Source organism: Pseudoalteromonas haloplanktis ATCC 14393 (genome assembly GCF_000238355.1).
GTDB lineage: Bacteria > Pseudomonadota > Gammaproteobacteria > Enterobacterales > Alteromonadaceae > Pseudoalteromonas > Pseudoalteromonas haloplanktis.
The window spans coordinates 965193-980488 of the sequence record NZ_AHCA01000001.1 but is presented as its reverse complement, the minus strand read 5'-3'; the positions used below and the strand labels follow the sequence as shown (position 1 = coordinate 980488).

General features: G+C 41.2%; 13 protein-coding genes. 8 read left to right on the top strand and 5 right to left on the bottom strand.

Annotated features, from left to right (window positions below; all coding sequences use genetic code 11):
- Window positions 1–148: 148 nt before the first annotated feature.
- From PHAL_RS0104055 to PHAL_RS0104020, 7 genes are all read left to right on the top strand, one after another.
- Complete coding sequence (locus PHAL_RS0104055) at window positions 149–1396, top strand: amino acid deaminase (protein ID WP_016707141.1); 1248 nt, start codon at window positions 149–151, stop codon at window positions 1394–1396.
- 12 nt (window positions 1397–1408) lie between these two features.
- Window positions 1409–2260 (top strand): MurR/RpiR family transcriptional regulator, encoded by an 852-nt coding sequence (locus tag PHAL_RS0104050; protein ID WP_016707140.1) that lies wholly within the window; start codon window positions 1409–1411, stop codon window positions 2258–2260.
- A gap of 2 nt (window positions 2261–2262) precedes the next feature.
- Window positions 2263–3711, top strand: a complete 1449-nt coding sequence (locus PHAL_RS0104045) for an N-acyl-D-amino-acid deacylase family protein (protein WP_016707139.1) — start codon at window positions 2263–2265, stop codon at window positions 3709–3711.
- Window positions 3712–3723: 12 nt separating this feature from the next.
- Entirely contained in the window at window positions 3724–4107 is a 384-nt protein-coding gene (locus PHAL_RS0104040) for a RidA family protein (RefSeq protein WP_016707138.1), read from the top strand.
- A gap of 154 nt (window positions 4108–4261) precedes the next feature.
- Window positions 4262–5710, top strand: a complete 1449-nt coding sequence (locus tag PHAL_RS0104035) for a sodium:solute symporter family protein (RefSeq protein WP_016707137.1) — start codon at window positions 4262–4264, stop codon at window positions 5708–5710.
- Window positions 5703–8009 (top strand): family 20 glycosylhydrolase, encoded by a 2307-nt coding sequence (locus PHAL_RS0104030; RefSeq protein WP_016707136.1) that lies wholly within the window; start codon window positions 5703–5705, stop codon window positions 8007–8009. Before PHAL_RS0104035 ends, PHAL_RS0104030 begins: the two co-directional genes overlap by 8 nt.
- A gap of 352 nt (window positions 8010–8361) precedes the next feature.
- Window positions 8362–9216, top strand: coding sequence for a mechanosensitive ion channel family protein (locus tag PHAL_RS0104020; protein ID WP_016707134.1), 855 nt, complete (start codon window positions 8362–8364; stop codon window positions 9214–9216).
- Between the two features lie 97 nt (window positions 9217–9313).
- On the opposite strand, the gene PHAL_RS0104015 is transcribed toward PHAL_RS0104020, so the two are convergent.
- On the bottom strand, window positions 9314–10309 hold the full coding sequence (locus tag PHAL_RS0104015; RefSeq protein WP_016707133.1) for a DUF4382 domain-containing protein: 996 nt from the start codon (window positions 10307–10309) through the stop codon (window positions 9314–9316).
- A 219-nt stretch (window positions 10310–10528) separates the two neighbouring features.
- Here PHAL_RS0104015 and PHAL_RS0104010 point away from each other — a divergent pair, with 219 nt between their 5' ends.
- Window positions 10529–11140 carry a MarC family protein gene (locus PHAL_RS0104010; protein WP_016707132.1) on the top strand — a complete coding sequence of 204 codons (612 nt, stop codon included), beginning with the start codon at window positions 10529–10531 and terminating at the stop codon, window positions 11138–11140.
- Between the two features lie 361 nt (window positions 11141–11501).
- Here PHAL_RS0104010 and astB read toward each other — a convergent pair whose 3' ends face one another.
- The 4 genes from astB to PHAL_RS0103980 form a co-directional block, all read right to left on the bottom strand.
- Complete coding sequence (astB, locus tag PHAL_RS0104000; RefSeq protein ID WP_029216011.1) at window positions 11502–12842, bottom strand: N-succinylarginine dihydrolase; 1341 nt, start codon at window positions 12840–12842, stop codon at window positions 11502–11504.
- A 62-nt stretch (window positions 12843–12904) separates the two neighbouring features.
- Window positions 12905–13135 (bottom strand): helix-turn-helix domain-containing protein, encoded by a 231-nt coding sequence (locus PHAL_RS0103995; RefSeq protein WP_016707129.1) that lies wholly within the window; start codon window positions 13133–13135, stop codon window positions 12905–12907.
- A gap of 484 nt (window positions 13136–13619) precedes the next feature.
- Complete coding sequence (locus PHAL_RS0103985) at window positions 13620–14630, bottom strand: zinc-binding alcohol dehydrogenase family protein (protein WP_016707128.1); 1011 nt, start codon at window positions 14628–14630, stop codon at window positions 13620–13622.
- Between the two features lie 114 nt (window positions 14631–14744).
- Window positions 14745–15176, bottom strand: coding sequence for a MarR family winged helix-turn-helix transcriptional regulator (locus tag PHAL_RS0103980; protein WP_016707127.1), 432 nt, complete (start codon window positions 15174–15176; stop codon window positions 14745–14747).
- Window positions 15177–15296 lie beyond the last annotated feature (120 nt).

The window sequence follows — 15296 nt, the reverse complement described above, 5'->3', positions numbered from 1 at the left end:
TTGTAACACTTGTTGACTATTCTTCTGTTATTAATTAACATTACTTTCAAACACAATGCAATAACAATTACATTAACAATTGATAATTTTTTGAGCTTTACTGTAACCTTGCTCTCTAAGGTAATGATTTAAAATAAGAGTTTTATTTATGGAAAAGTTAGCCACAAAAGATGCTGGCACTATCGCAAGTGTGAATAAAGGCTTAGGCAATAGCGATGCACTCATACATGGGGACTACAATGTTGCGTTGCAGCAAATTAGCTTGCCTTGCGCCTGTATTTACCAAACGAGGTTAGATAATAATATTGCGTGGATGGCAGAGTTTGCCAAACAAAGTCAGGTGGAGTTTTCACCCCATGGTAAAACCACTATGGCACCGGGGATTTTCAAAAAGCAGTTAGCAGCCGGTGCTTACGCTATTACTATTGCAACGGTGCCGCAAGCGGTGGTAGCTGCTCGCGCAGGTGCAAAGCGCATTATTATGGCAAATCAATTAGTTGGTACAGCCAATATGCTGCAACTTAGTTATTTATTAAAACAGTATGAAATTGATTTTTATTGTTTAGTGGATGATGTTAGCAATGTCACAACCTTGGGCGAATTTTTTAATGAGCAAGGTTTACAGCTTAAACTACTGATCGAGTTAGGGGTGCCCGGTGGGCGTTGTGGGGTTGTTGATAGTCAAAAGCTACAGCAGTTGGCCGCGCATATTAAGTCGTATTCCTCATTACAGCTTGCGGGTCTTGAAGTATATGAAGGCGTATTGAGTACTCAACATGAAGTGACTGCATTTTTAGCGACTGCCGTAGCTAAATGCAAAGATTTGATTGCTCAGCAAGCTTTTGCCACAGAACAAGTAATAATCACGGCTGGTGGCTCTGCATGGTACGACTTAGTCTGTGATGCCTTTGCCCCTGCCAATATGCTGGAAAACATGACTCCAGTGATCCGCCCTGGTTGTTACGTGGCCCATGATCAAGGGATTTATGAACAAGCACAGCAAAGTGTGTTAGCGCGTAATCCATTAGCTTGTAATATTGGCAGTGATTTACAGTCCTGCTTAGAAATTTGGGCATACGTGCAATCATTGCCAGAGCCCGGTCGTGCCATTATTGGTATGGGTAAGCGAGATGTCGCTTTTGATGCCGGTTTACCTATTCCTAACTTACATGTTGATCAATCAGGCACAGTAAAACCTGCGGGGGCCAAATGGAAAGTAGAAAAAATAATGGATCAGCACGCGATGCTAACTTATCCAATCACTGAGCAACTAGAAGTGGGCGATATTATTGCCTTTGCCACTTCGCACCCATGCCTTACATTTGATAAATGGCGCTATATTAATGTCATTGATGATAATTATAACGTTATTGATATCTTTGATACGTATTTTTAGGAGAGTAAATAATTGGATATTGTTTCGCGAATTAAAGAACGCTTAGGCCATTTACGCCAATCAGAGCAACTTGTTGCCCAATTAATTTTAACTGATCTGCAATATGCAGCCTCAGCAAGTATCAGTGATTTGGCACAACGTGCGAAAGTGAGTCATGCGTCCATCACACGTTTAGCAAAAGCATTAGGTTGCAACAATGTACGCGATATGAAGCTCCAGCTTGCGCAATCACTGGCAGTAGGTGAGCGTTTTATTAGTGAAAACGCCTCCGTACGTGAAGATATTCCGGCAATTTATCAAGCAATTCACGATATTCTCGATATCAATGCTGGGCTGATTGAACAGTCTTTAGTGGAAGAAGCTGCACGTTGTATAGCGGGTAGTCGTCATACACTTATTTTTGGTGTTGGCGGCGGCAGCTCTGTAGTGGCGCAAGAGTGCCATAATCGATTATTTCGACTCGATGTGCTCAGTAACGCCTATAGTGATCCTGTCATGATGCGGATGACAGCAGCGAGCGTTGACGTGAGCGATGTTGTAATTGTGTTGTCGTTAACAGGGCTTGCCAATGATCTTATTGATGCTGCAAGTATTGCCAAAGATTACGGCGCAAAAGTGATTGCCATTTGTCCTGATAGCGCACTTGCTGATACAGCGACAATTCACCTGCCGATTAAAACAAACGAATCAGATTATATTTTCACACCAAGTACAGCTCGTTACGCCATGCTTGCTGCGGTAGATATTTTGGCGAGTGAAGTGGCTATTTTAACGCAGAAAAAATCTCGTGAAAAACTTCGTCGTATTAAACATGAGTTAGATGCATATCGTGAAGGACCAGACCGCGCGCCATTAGGAGATTAACAATGCAGTACGATATCTCGCAACCAGTAGACACTATTATATATCAAGCAAAAGTATTTGATGGCTTAGGTAATGAGCCTGTGCACATGGATGTTGCAATTAAAGGGCAACAGATTGTCGCGCTGGGTGAGTTATCTGCATACCAAGCATTAGATACGGTTAATGGTAAGGGGCTGTGTTTAGCTCCCGGTTTTATTGATGTACATACTCACGATGATTTAGAGGTACTGAGAAACCCTGACATGGCCGCTAAGATTAGCCAAGGAGTAACCACGGTTATCACGGGAAATTGTGGCATTAGTGCCGCACCCGCTCAGTTGGCCACGGATGCGCCTGATCCGATGAACTTATTAGGGGATAAAACAGAGTTTAAGTTTGTGCAAATGCGCGACTATATCGCTGCCTATAATGTGCGAAAAGCCAATGTGAATGTGGCAGCGCTTGTTGGACATACAACACTTAGAAATAATGTGATGGATGATTTACTACGTGCAGCTACAGCACAAGAAATAGCCTTAATGCAGCAGCAACTTGATATGGCACTCAGCCAAGGTGCACTGGGGTTGAGTACGGGCCTTGCGTATAAAAATGCTAATCAGGCGCCATCTTCTGAAGTGCAAGCGTTTGGCGAGGTTTTAAAAAAACACGATGCTCTTTATACCACGCACTTACGCACCGAGTTTGATGCGGTACTTGAGGCGATGGATGAAGCGTTTGCAATGGAGCAAGCCTTTGACATCAAAGTAATCATTTCGCACCTTAAATGTGCAGGTAAAAATAACTGGGGGCGTGCACCCGAGTTATTAGCCAAATTTTCCGAGCAAGGTGAGCATTCCAAATGCAGTTGTGACGCTTATCCGTATGCAGCAAGCTCCAGCACCTTAGATTTAAATCAAGTGACCGATGACTTTGATATTTTTATTACTTGGTCTGACTCTCACCCTGAAATGGCTGAACAATTACTAGCCGATATTGCGGCGCACTGGGGTGTTAGTTTGTTTGATGCGGCGAAACGCCTGCAACCTGCGGGAGCGGTTTATCATGGCCTTAATGAAGACGATGTAAAAACTATTCTCGCGTTTGATAAAACCATGATTGGCTCTGATGGCTTACCGTGCGATCCGCATCCACACCCTCGTTTGTGGGGCTCATTTCCCCGGGTTTTAGGACATTACAGTCGAGAGCAAGGGGTTTTTTCATTAGCCACAGCGATCCATAAAATGACCGGTCTCAGTGCCGCTAATTATCGGTTAGCGAATCGTGGCGTGATCAAAGTCGGTAACTTTGCCGATTTAGTGCTATTTGATGCCGATGAGGTTATTGATAACGCAACATTTGTCGATTCAGAACTACCAGCTTCAGGTATTCGCCGCGTGTGGACCAACGGCCAAGCAACATTAATAGATAAACAGATCCTACCTGCGTATTCGGGTAAATTTTTAACATCATAGGAGTAAGTAATCATGATCAGACGCATTGGTATTGAAGGCGGGAAAGGCACGGGTGGTCAACACTTACCATTTGCCCGAGCAGTAGAAGCGGGTGGCTGGCTGATGGTATCAGGGCAAACGCCAATGAAAGACGGCGAAGTGGTTGAAGGCGGTATCATTGAGCAATCAACACTGGCAATTGAAAACTGCCTCGACATTATGAAAGAGGCGGGCTATGGCCTCGAAGATGTGGTGCATGTGACGGTTATTTTAACTGACTCGCGTTATTTTCAGTCGTTTAATAAAGTCTTTAAAGAGTACTTTGGCGCTAACCCACCGGCACGTATTTGTGCGGTGGCGGATTTAGTGGTCGACTGTAAAGTTGAAGTGGATGTAACGTGTTATAAAGCACCTTAACTTCCCCTGCCAACATCAAAATTTATACCTAAGAGCATAAAAAATAATAATCGCTCTTAGGTCATCAACAAAATAATAATTAACATCAACCGCGTAATTATAATTATAAGTGCCATAACTAGGCGCAACGTGGATTGGTGCAGCAGGGTGTCTTATGAAGTGGCAATTATTAATGGCCTTTTTAGGCTACTTAGGGTTTATGATTTGGTTTGGCTGGTGGGTCAGCCGCAATGCCAAAGGCGGTGATAATTTTTTATTGGGCGGACGCAACCTGCCTTTTTTACTCACCCTTGGTACAACTGTTGCTACTATGGTGGGGACTGGCTCATCCATGGGAGCGGTTGGTTTTGCTTATTTAAATGGCTGGGCCGGGATGATTTATGGCTTAGGTGGTGCATGCGGTATTTTACTGCTGGCAAAACTATTTGCGCCAGTGCGTGAACATGAATTTATGACCATGAGTGAAGAGATCTCTTATTACGTTGGCGCACACCCCGTAGTTAAAAATACCATTGCGGTATTTATTTTTGTTGCCAGCATTGGTTGGTTAGGAGCACATATTCTTGGTGGCGGTATGTACTTAGCATGGCTGACAGGGCTGTCGCCATTTACTGCAAAGCTATTGATTGCGTTAGGGTTTAGTGTTTATGTAGTGATCGGCGGCTATGTTGCTGTGGTATGGACCGATTCAATACAAGCATTAGTGCTATTTGTTGGGTTTTTCACAATGGCAGGGGTTGCCCTGTATGAAGTAGGTGGTATAGCCCAGATTGCCAATGCCCAACCGGCAGTTAATCGTAGCTTTTTATCATTGGATAACATTGGTGTTGTGCATGGCTTATCGCTATTTTTTGCCGTGTTAATCGGTGTTTTAGTTGCGCCCTCATTTCGCCAGCGTATTTATTCAGGTAAGCATGTCAAAAGTATTCGCCAATCATTTTATCTATCGGGTGGCTTGTATTTAGTATTTGCCATTGTACCCGCCATTATTGGTATGGCAGCGTATGCCCTTAACCCGACGTTAGAAAACAGCGCATTTTCGTTCCCTTATATGGCGTTTGAACTATTACCGTTTGGTTTAGCTGCATTGGTGATCATCGCTGGTTTGTCGGCGACAATTTCCAGTGCCAGCTCAGATGCTATCGCTGCGGTAAGCGTGTTAATTCGTGATATCTACAGTTTAGTGTTCAAACGTATGCCACATGCCAAGGATGTGGTGATCCTCTCGCGTATCGGTTTGGTGGTGACTATTGGCATTGCTTTATTGTTGGCGCTATTAACTAATGATGTGATTGGTTACATCACCAATATGATTGCTACGTTAATGTCAGGGTTATGTGTATGCGTGTTATTTGGTCATTTTTGGCCGCGTTTTAATTGGCAAGGTGCAATAACTGCATTGTTGGTATCTTTACTTATTTCATTGGCAATAATTGTCACCCCAAGTTGGTTAGTGTACTGGGGTAACCCCATTATACCTGCCACTTTAGCTTCTGCGCTATGCGCCGTCATTGTAACTATATTCACCCCCGTACAAACTCATACATCAGCTCAAGCACTGGCTATTTTGCAGGCACAACGCGAGGAAATGCAGCATGAATAAATTAATTTTGAGCGCTTTAATTAGTGTTGGACTGTTTCTCATCGAGGCGCGCGCTCAAGCTGTGCTGATGCCAATGCCTGCAGAAATACAGATGCTTGCAGGTAAAAGCCAATTAAATGCTCGCCTAGGTGTGCATATTAGTCAACAGCAGCAAGCGTTACTAAGGCCGTTACTGCTTAATTCAACGTTTGCCGAGCAGTTTACACGGCTTGATTGGCGTGATGCTGAAAAGGCACAGTTACACATAAGCATCAATCAAAGTGCTGCGCCTTTGCCTTATTTAGGGATGGATGAAAGCTATAAAATTGTTATCGCTGATAACTCAATTAAGCTTACCAGCAATAATCAGTATGGTATGTTACGTGGTCTTGCGAGCTTATCGCAGTTATTGTTTAGTGCAAAAAAACCTCGCGAACTGACTAATCTCACAATCACAGATGCCCCCACGTATCCGTGGCGAGGGTTACTGTTTGACGGGGTACGCCACTTTTTACCGATTAAAGATGTAAAACGTACGTTACGTGGTTTGGCTTCAGCAAAGTTTAATGTATTTCATTGGCATTTAACCGATGATCAAGGCTGGCGAATTGAATTACACAGTTACCCTAGATTACATCAACACGCTTCTGATGGCTTGTATTACACCCAAGCCGAAATTAAAGAGGTGGTTGCGTATGCGGCTAAATTAGGTATCCGTGTCGTCCCTGAGTTTGATGTGCCAGGACATGCAAGTACTATTGTGCTTGCCTATCCAGAGTTAGGTAGTGGTACAACCCGTATAGACATTGAAAGGCATTGGGGGGTGTTTGAACCATTACTCGATCCAAGTAACCCTAAGGTTTATCAATTTATTGACGAAGTGGTTGCTGAGCTTGCGGGGCTATTTCCTGATCCATACTTACACATTGGCGGCGATGAAGTTGATGATAGTGATTGGCAAAAGAATACGAGCATACAAGCTTATATGGCTGAGCAACAATTAGCGGATAGCCATGCTTTACATGCTTACTTTAACCAACGAGTTGCTAAAATCTTAGCAAAACACAACAAGCAAATGATTGGTTGGGATGAAGTACTGCATCCTAGTTTGCCAAAAAATACCCTTGTACAGTCATGGCGCGGGCATCACTCACTCAGTGATATTACGAGTGCTGGCTTCGATGGATTACTCTCAAGTGGTTTTTATATCGATCAACCGCAGTGGACAAGCTATCACTACCGTAATCACCCGATCCAACCACCACAAACAAGTGTTACAGCAAAAAACATTTTAGGAACGGTGGAGTTTACATTAACTCGTTTAAAAGGCAGTGCCGTAGTAGGCAACGCCACTATTTTTACCAATCAGCAAGGTCAATTACATAGTAAAGTAAGCATTAAAGGCAAGGGCCGTTTTATTACCGCAAAGGTCAATAAAGTTGCTGAGTATTATCAATTACAGATTGATACTTGGTTGGGACCAACTAAATTGACAGTCAGCCTTGATGAAACGTCGAGTGAACCTGCCATGATTGGTAATACACCTTATGAATTTAATGCAGCAATTATTGATACACCGTCATTAAAGCAATTGAATCAAGCGTTAGCAGATGAGCAGCAACGCAAAAAAACAGGCAAGGTGCTTGGTGGTGAAGCGACTGCTTGGGCTGAACTCATCACCAGTGATAACTTAGACTCACGTATTTGGCCAAGGCTTTATGCAATAGGTGAACGTTTTTGGTCGCCTGCAAGTTTAACTGATGAGCGAGACATGTATAAACGTCTTAGTGTGATGGACAAATTTGCTTCCCAGCAACTTGGTTTATTGCATCAACAACAGTTTATTACGCGATTAAAGCAACATCCTGCAGTGACAAATGCAGATGTGAATGCCTTAATTACGTTTAGTCAATTAATTGAGCCTGTGCATTATTATACTTTGCATCACTTAGCCTTTTTACGAGGTGACTATCACCAACAAGCGCCGCTAAACAAATTAGTGGATGTTTTACCGGTAGAAAGTTTAACGTTAAAACAGTTTGATTATGCCGTTGCGGATTATCAACAACAGTGTGGCAGTCAACAGTTAGCAACACTGCAAACGCAGTTACTGCGGTGGCAGCAAATACTGAACGATAACCGGCAGTTATTTTTAACAATCAATGAATGGCAAGCCAGCTATTTAGCGATTATTGCTGCGCTGAAAAATAAAGATAAATTAAGTAAACCGCAAAACATAGAAATAAATAATGGCATTATTGCGCAGGTTATCCAATCAATTAACCTGTTAAAGCAAGCAAGGCTAAGCTGTAGTCATTAGCTAACTCCTTAAGTATAAAATGCCCGCTCTTGGGCATTTTATACTTAATTTACCGGTACCAACATTGACTGGGTAAGTTATAACAGGGCTTAATTTAAACGACATAATGTGTGAAGAGGAAATCTAATTCATTGTTTTAATATGCTTTATTTATGATTTTAAAATATGCTAAAAATTCTAGTTTTAATGGTGCAATAGCTATATACTCGCGCAGCTTTTTAGGGTGGTTAAATTTAAGTCAAGTCATTGGCAGGCCATCAATGCAACTATAGTGACCTTCAAGAGAGTAACGATTAAGGTTATTCATTGTTATATTGTGCTGAGTTACAGCAATTATTATCGGAAATAAAACGTGAAAGATAAGCTTTTAGTATTTTGGCAAAACCATTCAGAAACCATAATGACTTTAGGTTATAAACTGATTTTAGCGTTAGCTATTGTTATAGCGAGTGCGCTTATTGCGCGCTCTGTTAAAAAAGCAATTAAAAACTCTAAGTCACCTCTTAAGAAAGTGGATAATACCTTACTGCCGATCTTATCGAGTGTGGCGGGCTACTTGGTGTATATCATTGCCGGGTTGTTTATTTTAGATATTTTTGGTGTTAACACAGCAAGTTTAATTGCGCTGATGGGCGCTGCTGGTTTAGCGATTGGTTTGGCGCTTAAAAATACCTTAAGTAACATAGCTGCAGGTATCATGTTACTGATACTCAGACCATTTAAAGTAGGTGATTTTGTTGATGCTAGTGGTACTGTGGGGTCAGTTTGCGAAATAAACTTATTTACCACTATTTTTAAAACCAATGATGGTCTGTATATCGCGTCACCCAATGGCAAAGTGTGGGGGGGCAATATTAAAAACTTCACCCGCAATGGCAAAAGACGCATGGATATTGTGGTAGGAATTTCGTTTGCAGATTCAATTGATGATGGTTTAAATGTGCTTAAAGATATTGCCGCAGCAGAGAGTCGACTATTGGCTGAACCTGCACCAAAAGTTATGGTGGCATCAATCGGTGAAAGTGCGGTGAATATTCAATTACGGGCATGGACAGTCAATGGCGATTATTGGCAAACAGTTTGGGATCTTAATAAACGCGTTAAAGAATCTATTGAGCAAGCAGGGCTGACAATTCCATTTCCGCAGCGCACTTTGCATATTGCTGAATCGATGGCATCGGCGATTTCTGTTAACAAAGAAATATAACCGTTGCGTTTGAAGGTATCTGAAAGTAGAAAAGCTCGTCAGTGTTAGTTGACGGGCTTTTTTACTTATACAGAACCGATTTTATTGTTACTAGTCACTATTGGCTAATAGTGAAAGTTACGTCAAGATCATCACCCGCAGTTACCGTAACAGGTTTAACTTGGTACAGCGTAAATGCCTCATCGCGTTGTTCAGCATCATCAATGTGTGCCGCGCAAGTGTAAGCTAATTGATAGTCACCAGGGGTGATGAAAGCAAGCTCAAACTCATATTGGTTGTCGTCGCTATCAAATACCACATCGGCTGTTGCCAATGGCGCATCAATAGGTGTTTCATTTTCGGTTACTTCGTAATTATCCAGAGGCTCGGCTATATCACTGCTATAAAGGTAAACTGCATGACCGAATGAGCCATCTTCAGCTGCTAGTGCGATATTATCTGTTTCGCAGTTGGCAATAAGTGCGTCGCTCACAGTACCTTCAATATCTTCTGACTCAGCTAAGTTCTCTAAACGAACGCCGCGAGGTTTTAAGAATATTTCATTACTGCTCTGTGGATCTACAAGCGACTTTTTCAAATCAAATTCAAGTACAAAATCATTATCAGTTTGATTTAGGGTAAAACCGTCAAGTTGGATTTCACCGATACCGTCATTACCTTTACGTTTAACAACCAAAGGTGCAATGCTTCCGTCTTCATACACAACGTGTGAGGTCATAGTAAGATCGTTTTCATCGCCATTAATAATATCGGCACGGAGCCATGAATATTCCCCTGCGGGTACGTCTTCGTCATCTAATAATGAGAAAATATCATCGCCAGTGTAATCAAGCAGGTTTACCATTTCAGGTTTAGTTTCGTCATCTGCTTTACGTGTTTCAAAGGTAATATTATCTGCGCCATTAGCTTGCTTAAGAGTAATAGAGTTAAATACGACATTGACTTCTTGTAAGCCGCTAACAGGTGCATCAGAGACACCCAAGCTAAATTTTGCAGATTGCGGTGGTGTAGGTGAGTCATTGTTATCTGAACCACCACATGCCGTGAGTGCAACTAAAATGACGCTACTTAATAATGTTGTTTTGATATTCATAATTTAACCTTTTTTCTCAGTGTTGGCATCAGTGTAGAGGTTAAAGCTTAATGCAGCTTGAATTTATAAATATCAGCAGTTGTAAAACAGGTTGGTTTATTATTCTTTAGAGAGTTACTGACAGAAAATGTTATTTAGCCAAATTCGTATTAAATATAGGTGTTTTTAAAGCACTTTATTGCTAGGCTAAATATATACTTATAGAGATGTTAGGCTTTCATGCTAGATAAAATTTTACACGATTTTTTAGTCATTTGGGCGACTATCGACCCTATTGGGACAATGGCATTATTCGCTGCTTTAACGGCTAAACTCTCCAGTGCAGAGCGTCGAAAAACGGCCTTTAAAACGGTTGCTTATGCTGCACTAGTATTGATAGGTGCGATTGTCGTTGGCCAGTTTCTATTGGCGGCAATGGGGATCAGTTTACTTTCATTTCAAGTATCTGGGGGAATTATTTTATTTTTGTTTGGATTGCAAATGGTCTTCTCAAATCCTGATCCAAAAGGGGATGTAGAGCCACAACACGACATTGCAATTTTTCCTTTAGCCATTCCAGCAACCGCTTCGCCAGGAGCCATTTTAGCTGTTATTTTGATTACAGATAACCATATTTACAGCGTGCAAGAGCAGTTAATTACAACCTTTACTATGATCGTTATTTTGCTGATTACACTCATATTATTACTGTTGTCAGAGCGTATTTTAAAATTAATTGGCCCGGGCGGCGCATCAATTCTAACACGTATAATGGGTATGATACTGGCTGCTTTATCGGTTGAATTTATTATGGAAGCACTAGGGGTTGCTAAATGGGTTGCTAATAGTTAACTGCTATATGATTGAATAACATTCATATAGCTTCTCCATTTTTGTTCCACATTCGCTCAGTAACTTTATGTTGTTAAGGCCACGCATCAATAAAGTTAGGAGCAAACATGCAAGTCTTAGATTTAGAAAAACAAGGCGAAGTAAATATATTAATGAAATTATTTTTTATCAATTTTTTGATATTAGTAGGTTATCTAGCCAGCTCTGAGGAGAGCTTAAAAACATGACAAGGTCACAGTGACTATTACTAAAAAACAGTCTGTGCTGATAAGTTTATATAACCACAAGTTTGCCAGCAATAACCCCCAACTGGGGGCTCAGTGACGATTTCATAATGTGAAGTGTTGATTGGTAATACGCATTACTGCTGAAATGGATATACAGATCCTAAATTTAAAATCTGGGTTAACTCATCGAGTGCTTGCCAGCTTTCAAGTAATAGGCTTGGATCGGCAAAGTCATCATTACTGAGTTTGTCACGGTAATGTTTATTAGCCCAAAGACTCAATTGTTGGTACTTACTATCCGTTAACATTACGTCGGGGTTAACAGCCGCTAGCTCTTGCTGATTTAGTGCCACTCTTAAGCGCAAACATGCGGGGCCTCCGCCATTTTGCATACTTTGTTTTAAGTCAAAAAATTGCACTTGATTGATTGGGTTATCAGCGCTAATCAGCTCATTAATATAGGTATTTACTACGCTGTTATTATGGCACTCTTGCGGTGCTACGAGTAACATTTTGCCATTGTCTAAACTCACTAACTGGCTGTTAAATAAGTAACTGGTGACGGCATCTTCAATACTGACTTTTGCAGTGGGTACTTCAATTATATGCAGAGTTTTTTCACCTAGATAAGCGTTTTTAATTTGTTGTAAAGCATTGTCTTGATTTAAAAAAGCTTGTTCATGGCAGAGCAACACATTAGCGTTACCAACAGCAATAACATCATTATGGAACACACCTTGATCAATCACTGCGGGGTTTTGTTGCAGTAATAATTGGCTTGATGATTTTAGTTGATGCAACCGGCAAATAGCTTGTGATGCTTCAAGTGTTTGACGGGCTGGGAATTTACTAGGCTTAGGTAAAGCACTATTAAAGCTACTAGCGCCAAATACGAATAGCTCTAACCCTTGCTTACCATGCGCGTCTGTCAGGCGAGTATGGTTGGCGGCACCCTCATCACCAAAAAAGCCCTGATCAGGTAAATGCTCATGATGACTAAAGTAGCTGTCGTTATTGAACATGGCTTTGAGTAAGCGAGTTGTAGTTGTCGGCTCTAGCGAGCGGTGAAACTTGTTATTCAAATTAGCTGCAGTAAAGTGCACTTTGCCATCGAGGGTATCAGCGGAGGGAGAAACTGTGGCGGCATTTGCAGTCCACATTGCAGAGGCAGAATAACAGGCACGTAAAAGTACCGGATCAGCTTTAAATGCTTTACTGATCACTTCACTGTCTTTACCTGTAAAGCCTAAGCGGCGTAATACGTTGACGTCGGGTCTGGCATGCGGGGCAAAAACACCTTGGGTCAGCCCTAAATCATGCATTGCCTTCATTTTTGCAAGGCCTTGCAGCACCGCCTCTTTTGGATTTGAGTAACTGGCTGCATTACTTAATGATGCAACGTTACCATATGATAATCCCGCGTAGTTGTGAGTCGGACCAACAAGGCCATCAAAATTTACTTCTACTGCTGTCATGATCATCCCGTAATTTTCTTATAGTAAGTGATTAAACTATACAGAAAATAGCCTGCGATGGTTTAATTAAAATTAGCTAACTCTAGCTCCACTGTTTGCAAGCTGTGTTGCAAACGTTTTTGAGCCGCGAGTAAATACGTTTTCTGTTGCGATATTCTTGCTTGCTGTTGACGCAGTGCTTTATAAATAACGCGTTTCGGTAAATTATAGTGCTCAGATGCTTCACTGATCGTTAATTGATGCACCGATAATTTTTTGATCGCTTCATCTAAGTGCGGATAATTATTTAACATATCTGCGCTCCTTTTCAGATGTAGTGTGTGGATCGTTAGCATGGTGAACATGCCAAATACTAATGTCTAAGCGCCATAATAAATACAACATGTGATAAAAGTTAGTCATAGCTCGAGCTCCCTGTAGACGAGATAATGAAGTTAAAACTCATGGTTTATGAGTCACTTTTATATAAGAAAAATTTGTGCCAGAGTTTAAACTTATTTTTAGTTATTTTAGAACAGTGGGTTATGACTTTTGTATTGTTTTTATTTAATGGGGAGGCACTAATGTAGTGAAAAATACGAGATGATTTGCACTTTTATGATGCGTATCTATAGTGCTAAGAGGAGTAGAGTTGTTCATTATTTATAACTTGGTTTAGATATTGAATACGTTTTAAAATTAAAGCGAATTCAGACGTATAAACCGTAGTCGCTTAAAGTAAGTAACATGCCCTCTGCAATGATTCGTTACTTGTCTTAAGAGGGCGATTGAGATTAACTAAAACCCTTCAAGCACCAACTTACCGCGTGACTGATGAGATTCTAATATTGCGTGCGCTTTCATTAAATTTTCGACGCAAATTTTCCCTAAGTGTTGGCCTAAGGTGGTTTTGATGGTGCCGTTATCAACCAGCTGGGCTAACTCAGTCAATAACTCATGTTGCGCTATCATATCCTTGGTTTGGAACATTGAGCGGGTGTACATAAACTCCCAATGTAGCGAGATACTTTTACGTTTAAGTTTTAAAATATCAAAGCTGGCTGGGTCGTCAATTAACGCCAATTTACCTTGTGGCTTGATCACTTTAACTATTTCATCAAGGTGTTGATCGGTATGTGTGAGGCTAATAACGTAGTCAAACTCCCCAAGGCTATGTTCCGTTCGTTGTGCATCTAAACCTTTTGAGTGGTCAAGTATATGTTCAGCCCCTAACTCGTTTAGCCATTTCACACTATCAGCTCTAGATGCAGTGCCTACAACCGTTAAGTTAGTAAGTTGTCTTGCTAGCTGTACTAAAATTGAGCCAACACCACCTGCAGCCCCAATTACTAATAATGACTCAGGCTTTGCATCTTTGCTGCGTGATACTTGCAAACGGTCAAATAATAATTCCCAAGCGGTAATGCTGGTTAATGGCAGTGCCGCAGTTTCAGCGTCATTTAAAGAAGCCGGGGCTTTGCCAACGATGCGTTCATCCACCAGTTGCAGTTCAGCATTGCTGCCAGCGCGAGTTAAGTCACCTGCGTAATATACGCGATCGCCTACATTAAAAAGACTCACTTTATCGCCTACGGCTTTCACTATACCAACCGCATCCCAACCAATGATTTTATGGCCCTCATCTGGGCTGACATTAGCACGAATCTTAGTATCAACAGGGTTGACCGAAATTGCTTTTATTTCTACCAATAAATCATGGCCTTGTGCCGTTGGTGTGGGTAGTTCAATCACTGTAAAAGAGTTTGCGTTAAGTGTTTTTGTTGCTGTTTGGTAACCAATGGCTTTCATGTTTTGCTCCGTTAAATCATATGCTATCTGCACACTATAGCGCAGCTTTATAATAGAAAAAGGGCGTTATGACTGAATCACTATCAAATATTTTTTGATAATAATTATTACTTGTTACGCTAAATCAGTATTGAGTTTATCGAGCAGAGTAATTAATTGCATTGCCTCTTGTTCATTGATTGAAGGAAATTGACAGCGTATTTGCTGAGGAATAGCAGTTGCTTGTTGTTGCATTTCTATTCCTTGTGGCTGTAATTTAACACGTTTTTTGCGCTTGTCATCCTCATCTTTAATAACCATTACTAACTGTTTATCGGTCATTTTTTTTAAAATTTGGGTCATGGCTCCACCGTCTATGGCGGTTTTTTGCAGTAAGTGCGCAATCGTTATTTTATCTTCTTCCCACAACGCCATCATCACCACGTACTGTGGGTAGGTCAGTTCAAGTGTACAGAGTGCATCACGATATGCACGTACCACAGAGTTGGATGCCATATATAAACGATGACAGAGTTGATTATCTAATTTTAGTTGCGGATATTTCATAGCGACTCTCGAATAGTGATGTTGCATTTTAGTTTGTATGCAAAGTATTTGCAATGTTCAATAAATTGGTCTATTGTTTTGCATGCAAAATAAATTTGATTCCACTTAAACAAGGAAAAC

Bases quoted from the DNA above. Each gene is read 5' to 3' on its own strand.
- PHAL_RS0103995 (WP_016707129.1), bottom strand. From the start codon at position 13,135: ATGTTAAATAATTATCCGCACTTAGATGAAGCGATCAAAAAATTATCG.
- PHAL_RS0104055 (WP_016707141.1), top strand. From the start codon at position 149: ATGGAAAAGTTAGCCACAAAAGATGCTGGCACTATCGCAAGTGTGAAT.
- PHAL_RS0104030 (WP_016707136.1), top strand. From the start codon at position 5,703: ATGAATAAATTAATTTTGAGCGCTTTAATTAGTGTTGGACTGTTTCTC.
- PHAL_RS0104045 (WP_016707139.1), top strand. From the start codon at position 2,263: ATGCAGTACGATATCTCGCAACCAGTAGACACTATTATATATCAAGCA.
- astB (WP_029216011.1), bottom strand. From the start codon at position 12,842: ATGACAGCAGTAGAAGTAAATTTTGATGGCCTTGTTGGTCCGACTCAC.
- PHAL_RS0104010 (WP_016707132.1), top strand. From the start codon at position 10,529: ATGCTAGATAAAATTTTACACGATTTTTTAGTCATTTGGGCGACTATC.
- PHAL_RS0104035 (WP_016707137.1), top strand. From the start codon at position 4,262: ATGAAGTGGCAATTATTAATGGCCTTTTTAGGCTACTTAGGGTTTATG.
- PHAL_RS0103980 (WP_016707127.1), bottom strand. From the start codon at position 15,176: ATGAAATATCCGCAACTAAAATTAGATAATCAACTCTGTCATCGTTTA.
- PHAL_RS0103985 (WP_016707128.1), bottom strand. From the start codon at position 14,630: ATGAAAGCCATTGGTTACCAAACAGCAACAAAAACACTTAACGCAAAC.
- PHAL_RS0104040 (WP_016707138.1), top strand. From the start codon at position 3,724: ATGATCAGACGCATTGGTATTGAAGGCGGGAAAGGCACGGGTGGTCAA.
- PHAL_RS0104015 (WP_016707133.1), bottom strand. From the start codon at position 10,309: ATGAATATCAAAACAACATTATTAAGTAGCGTCATTTTAGTTGCACTC.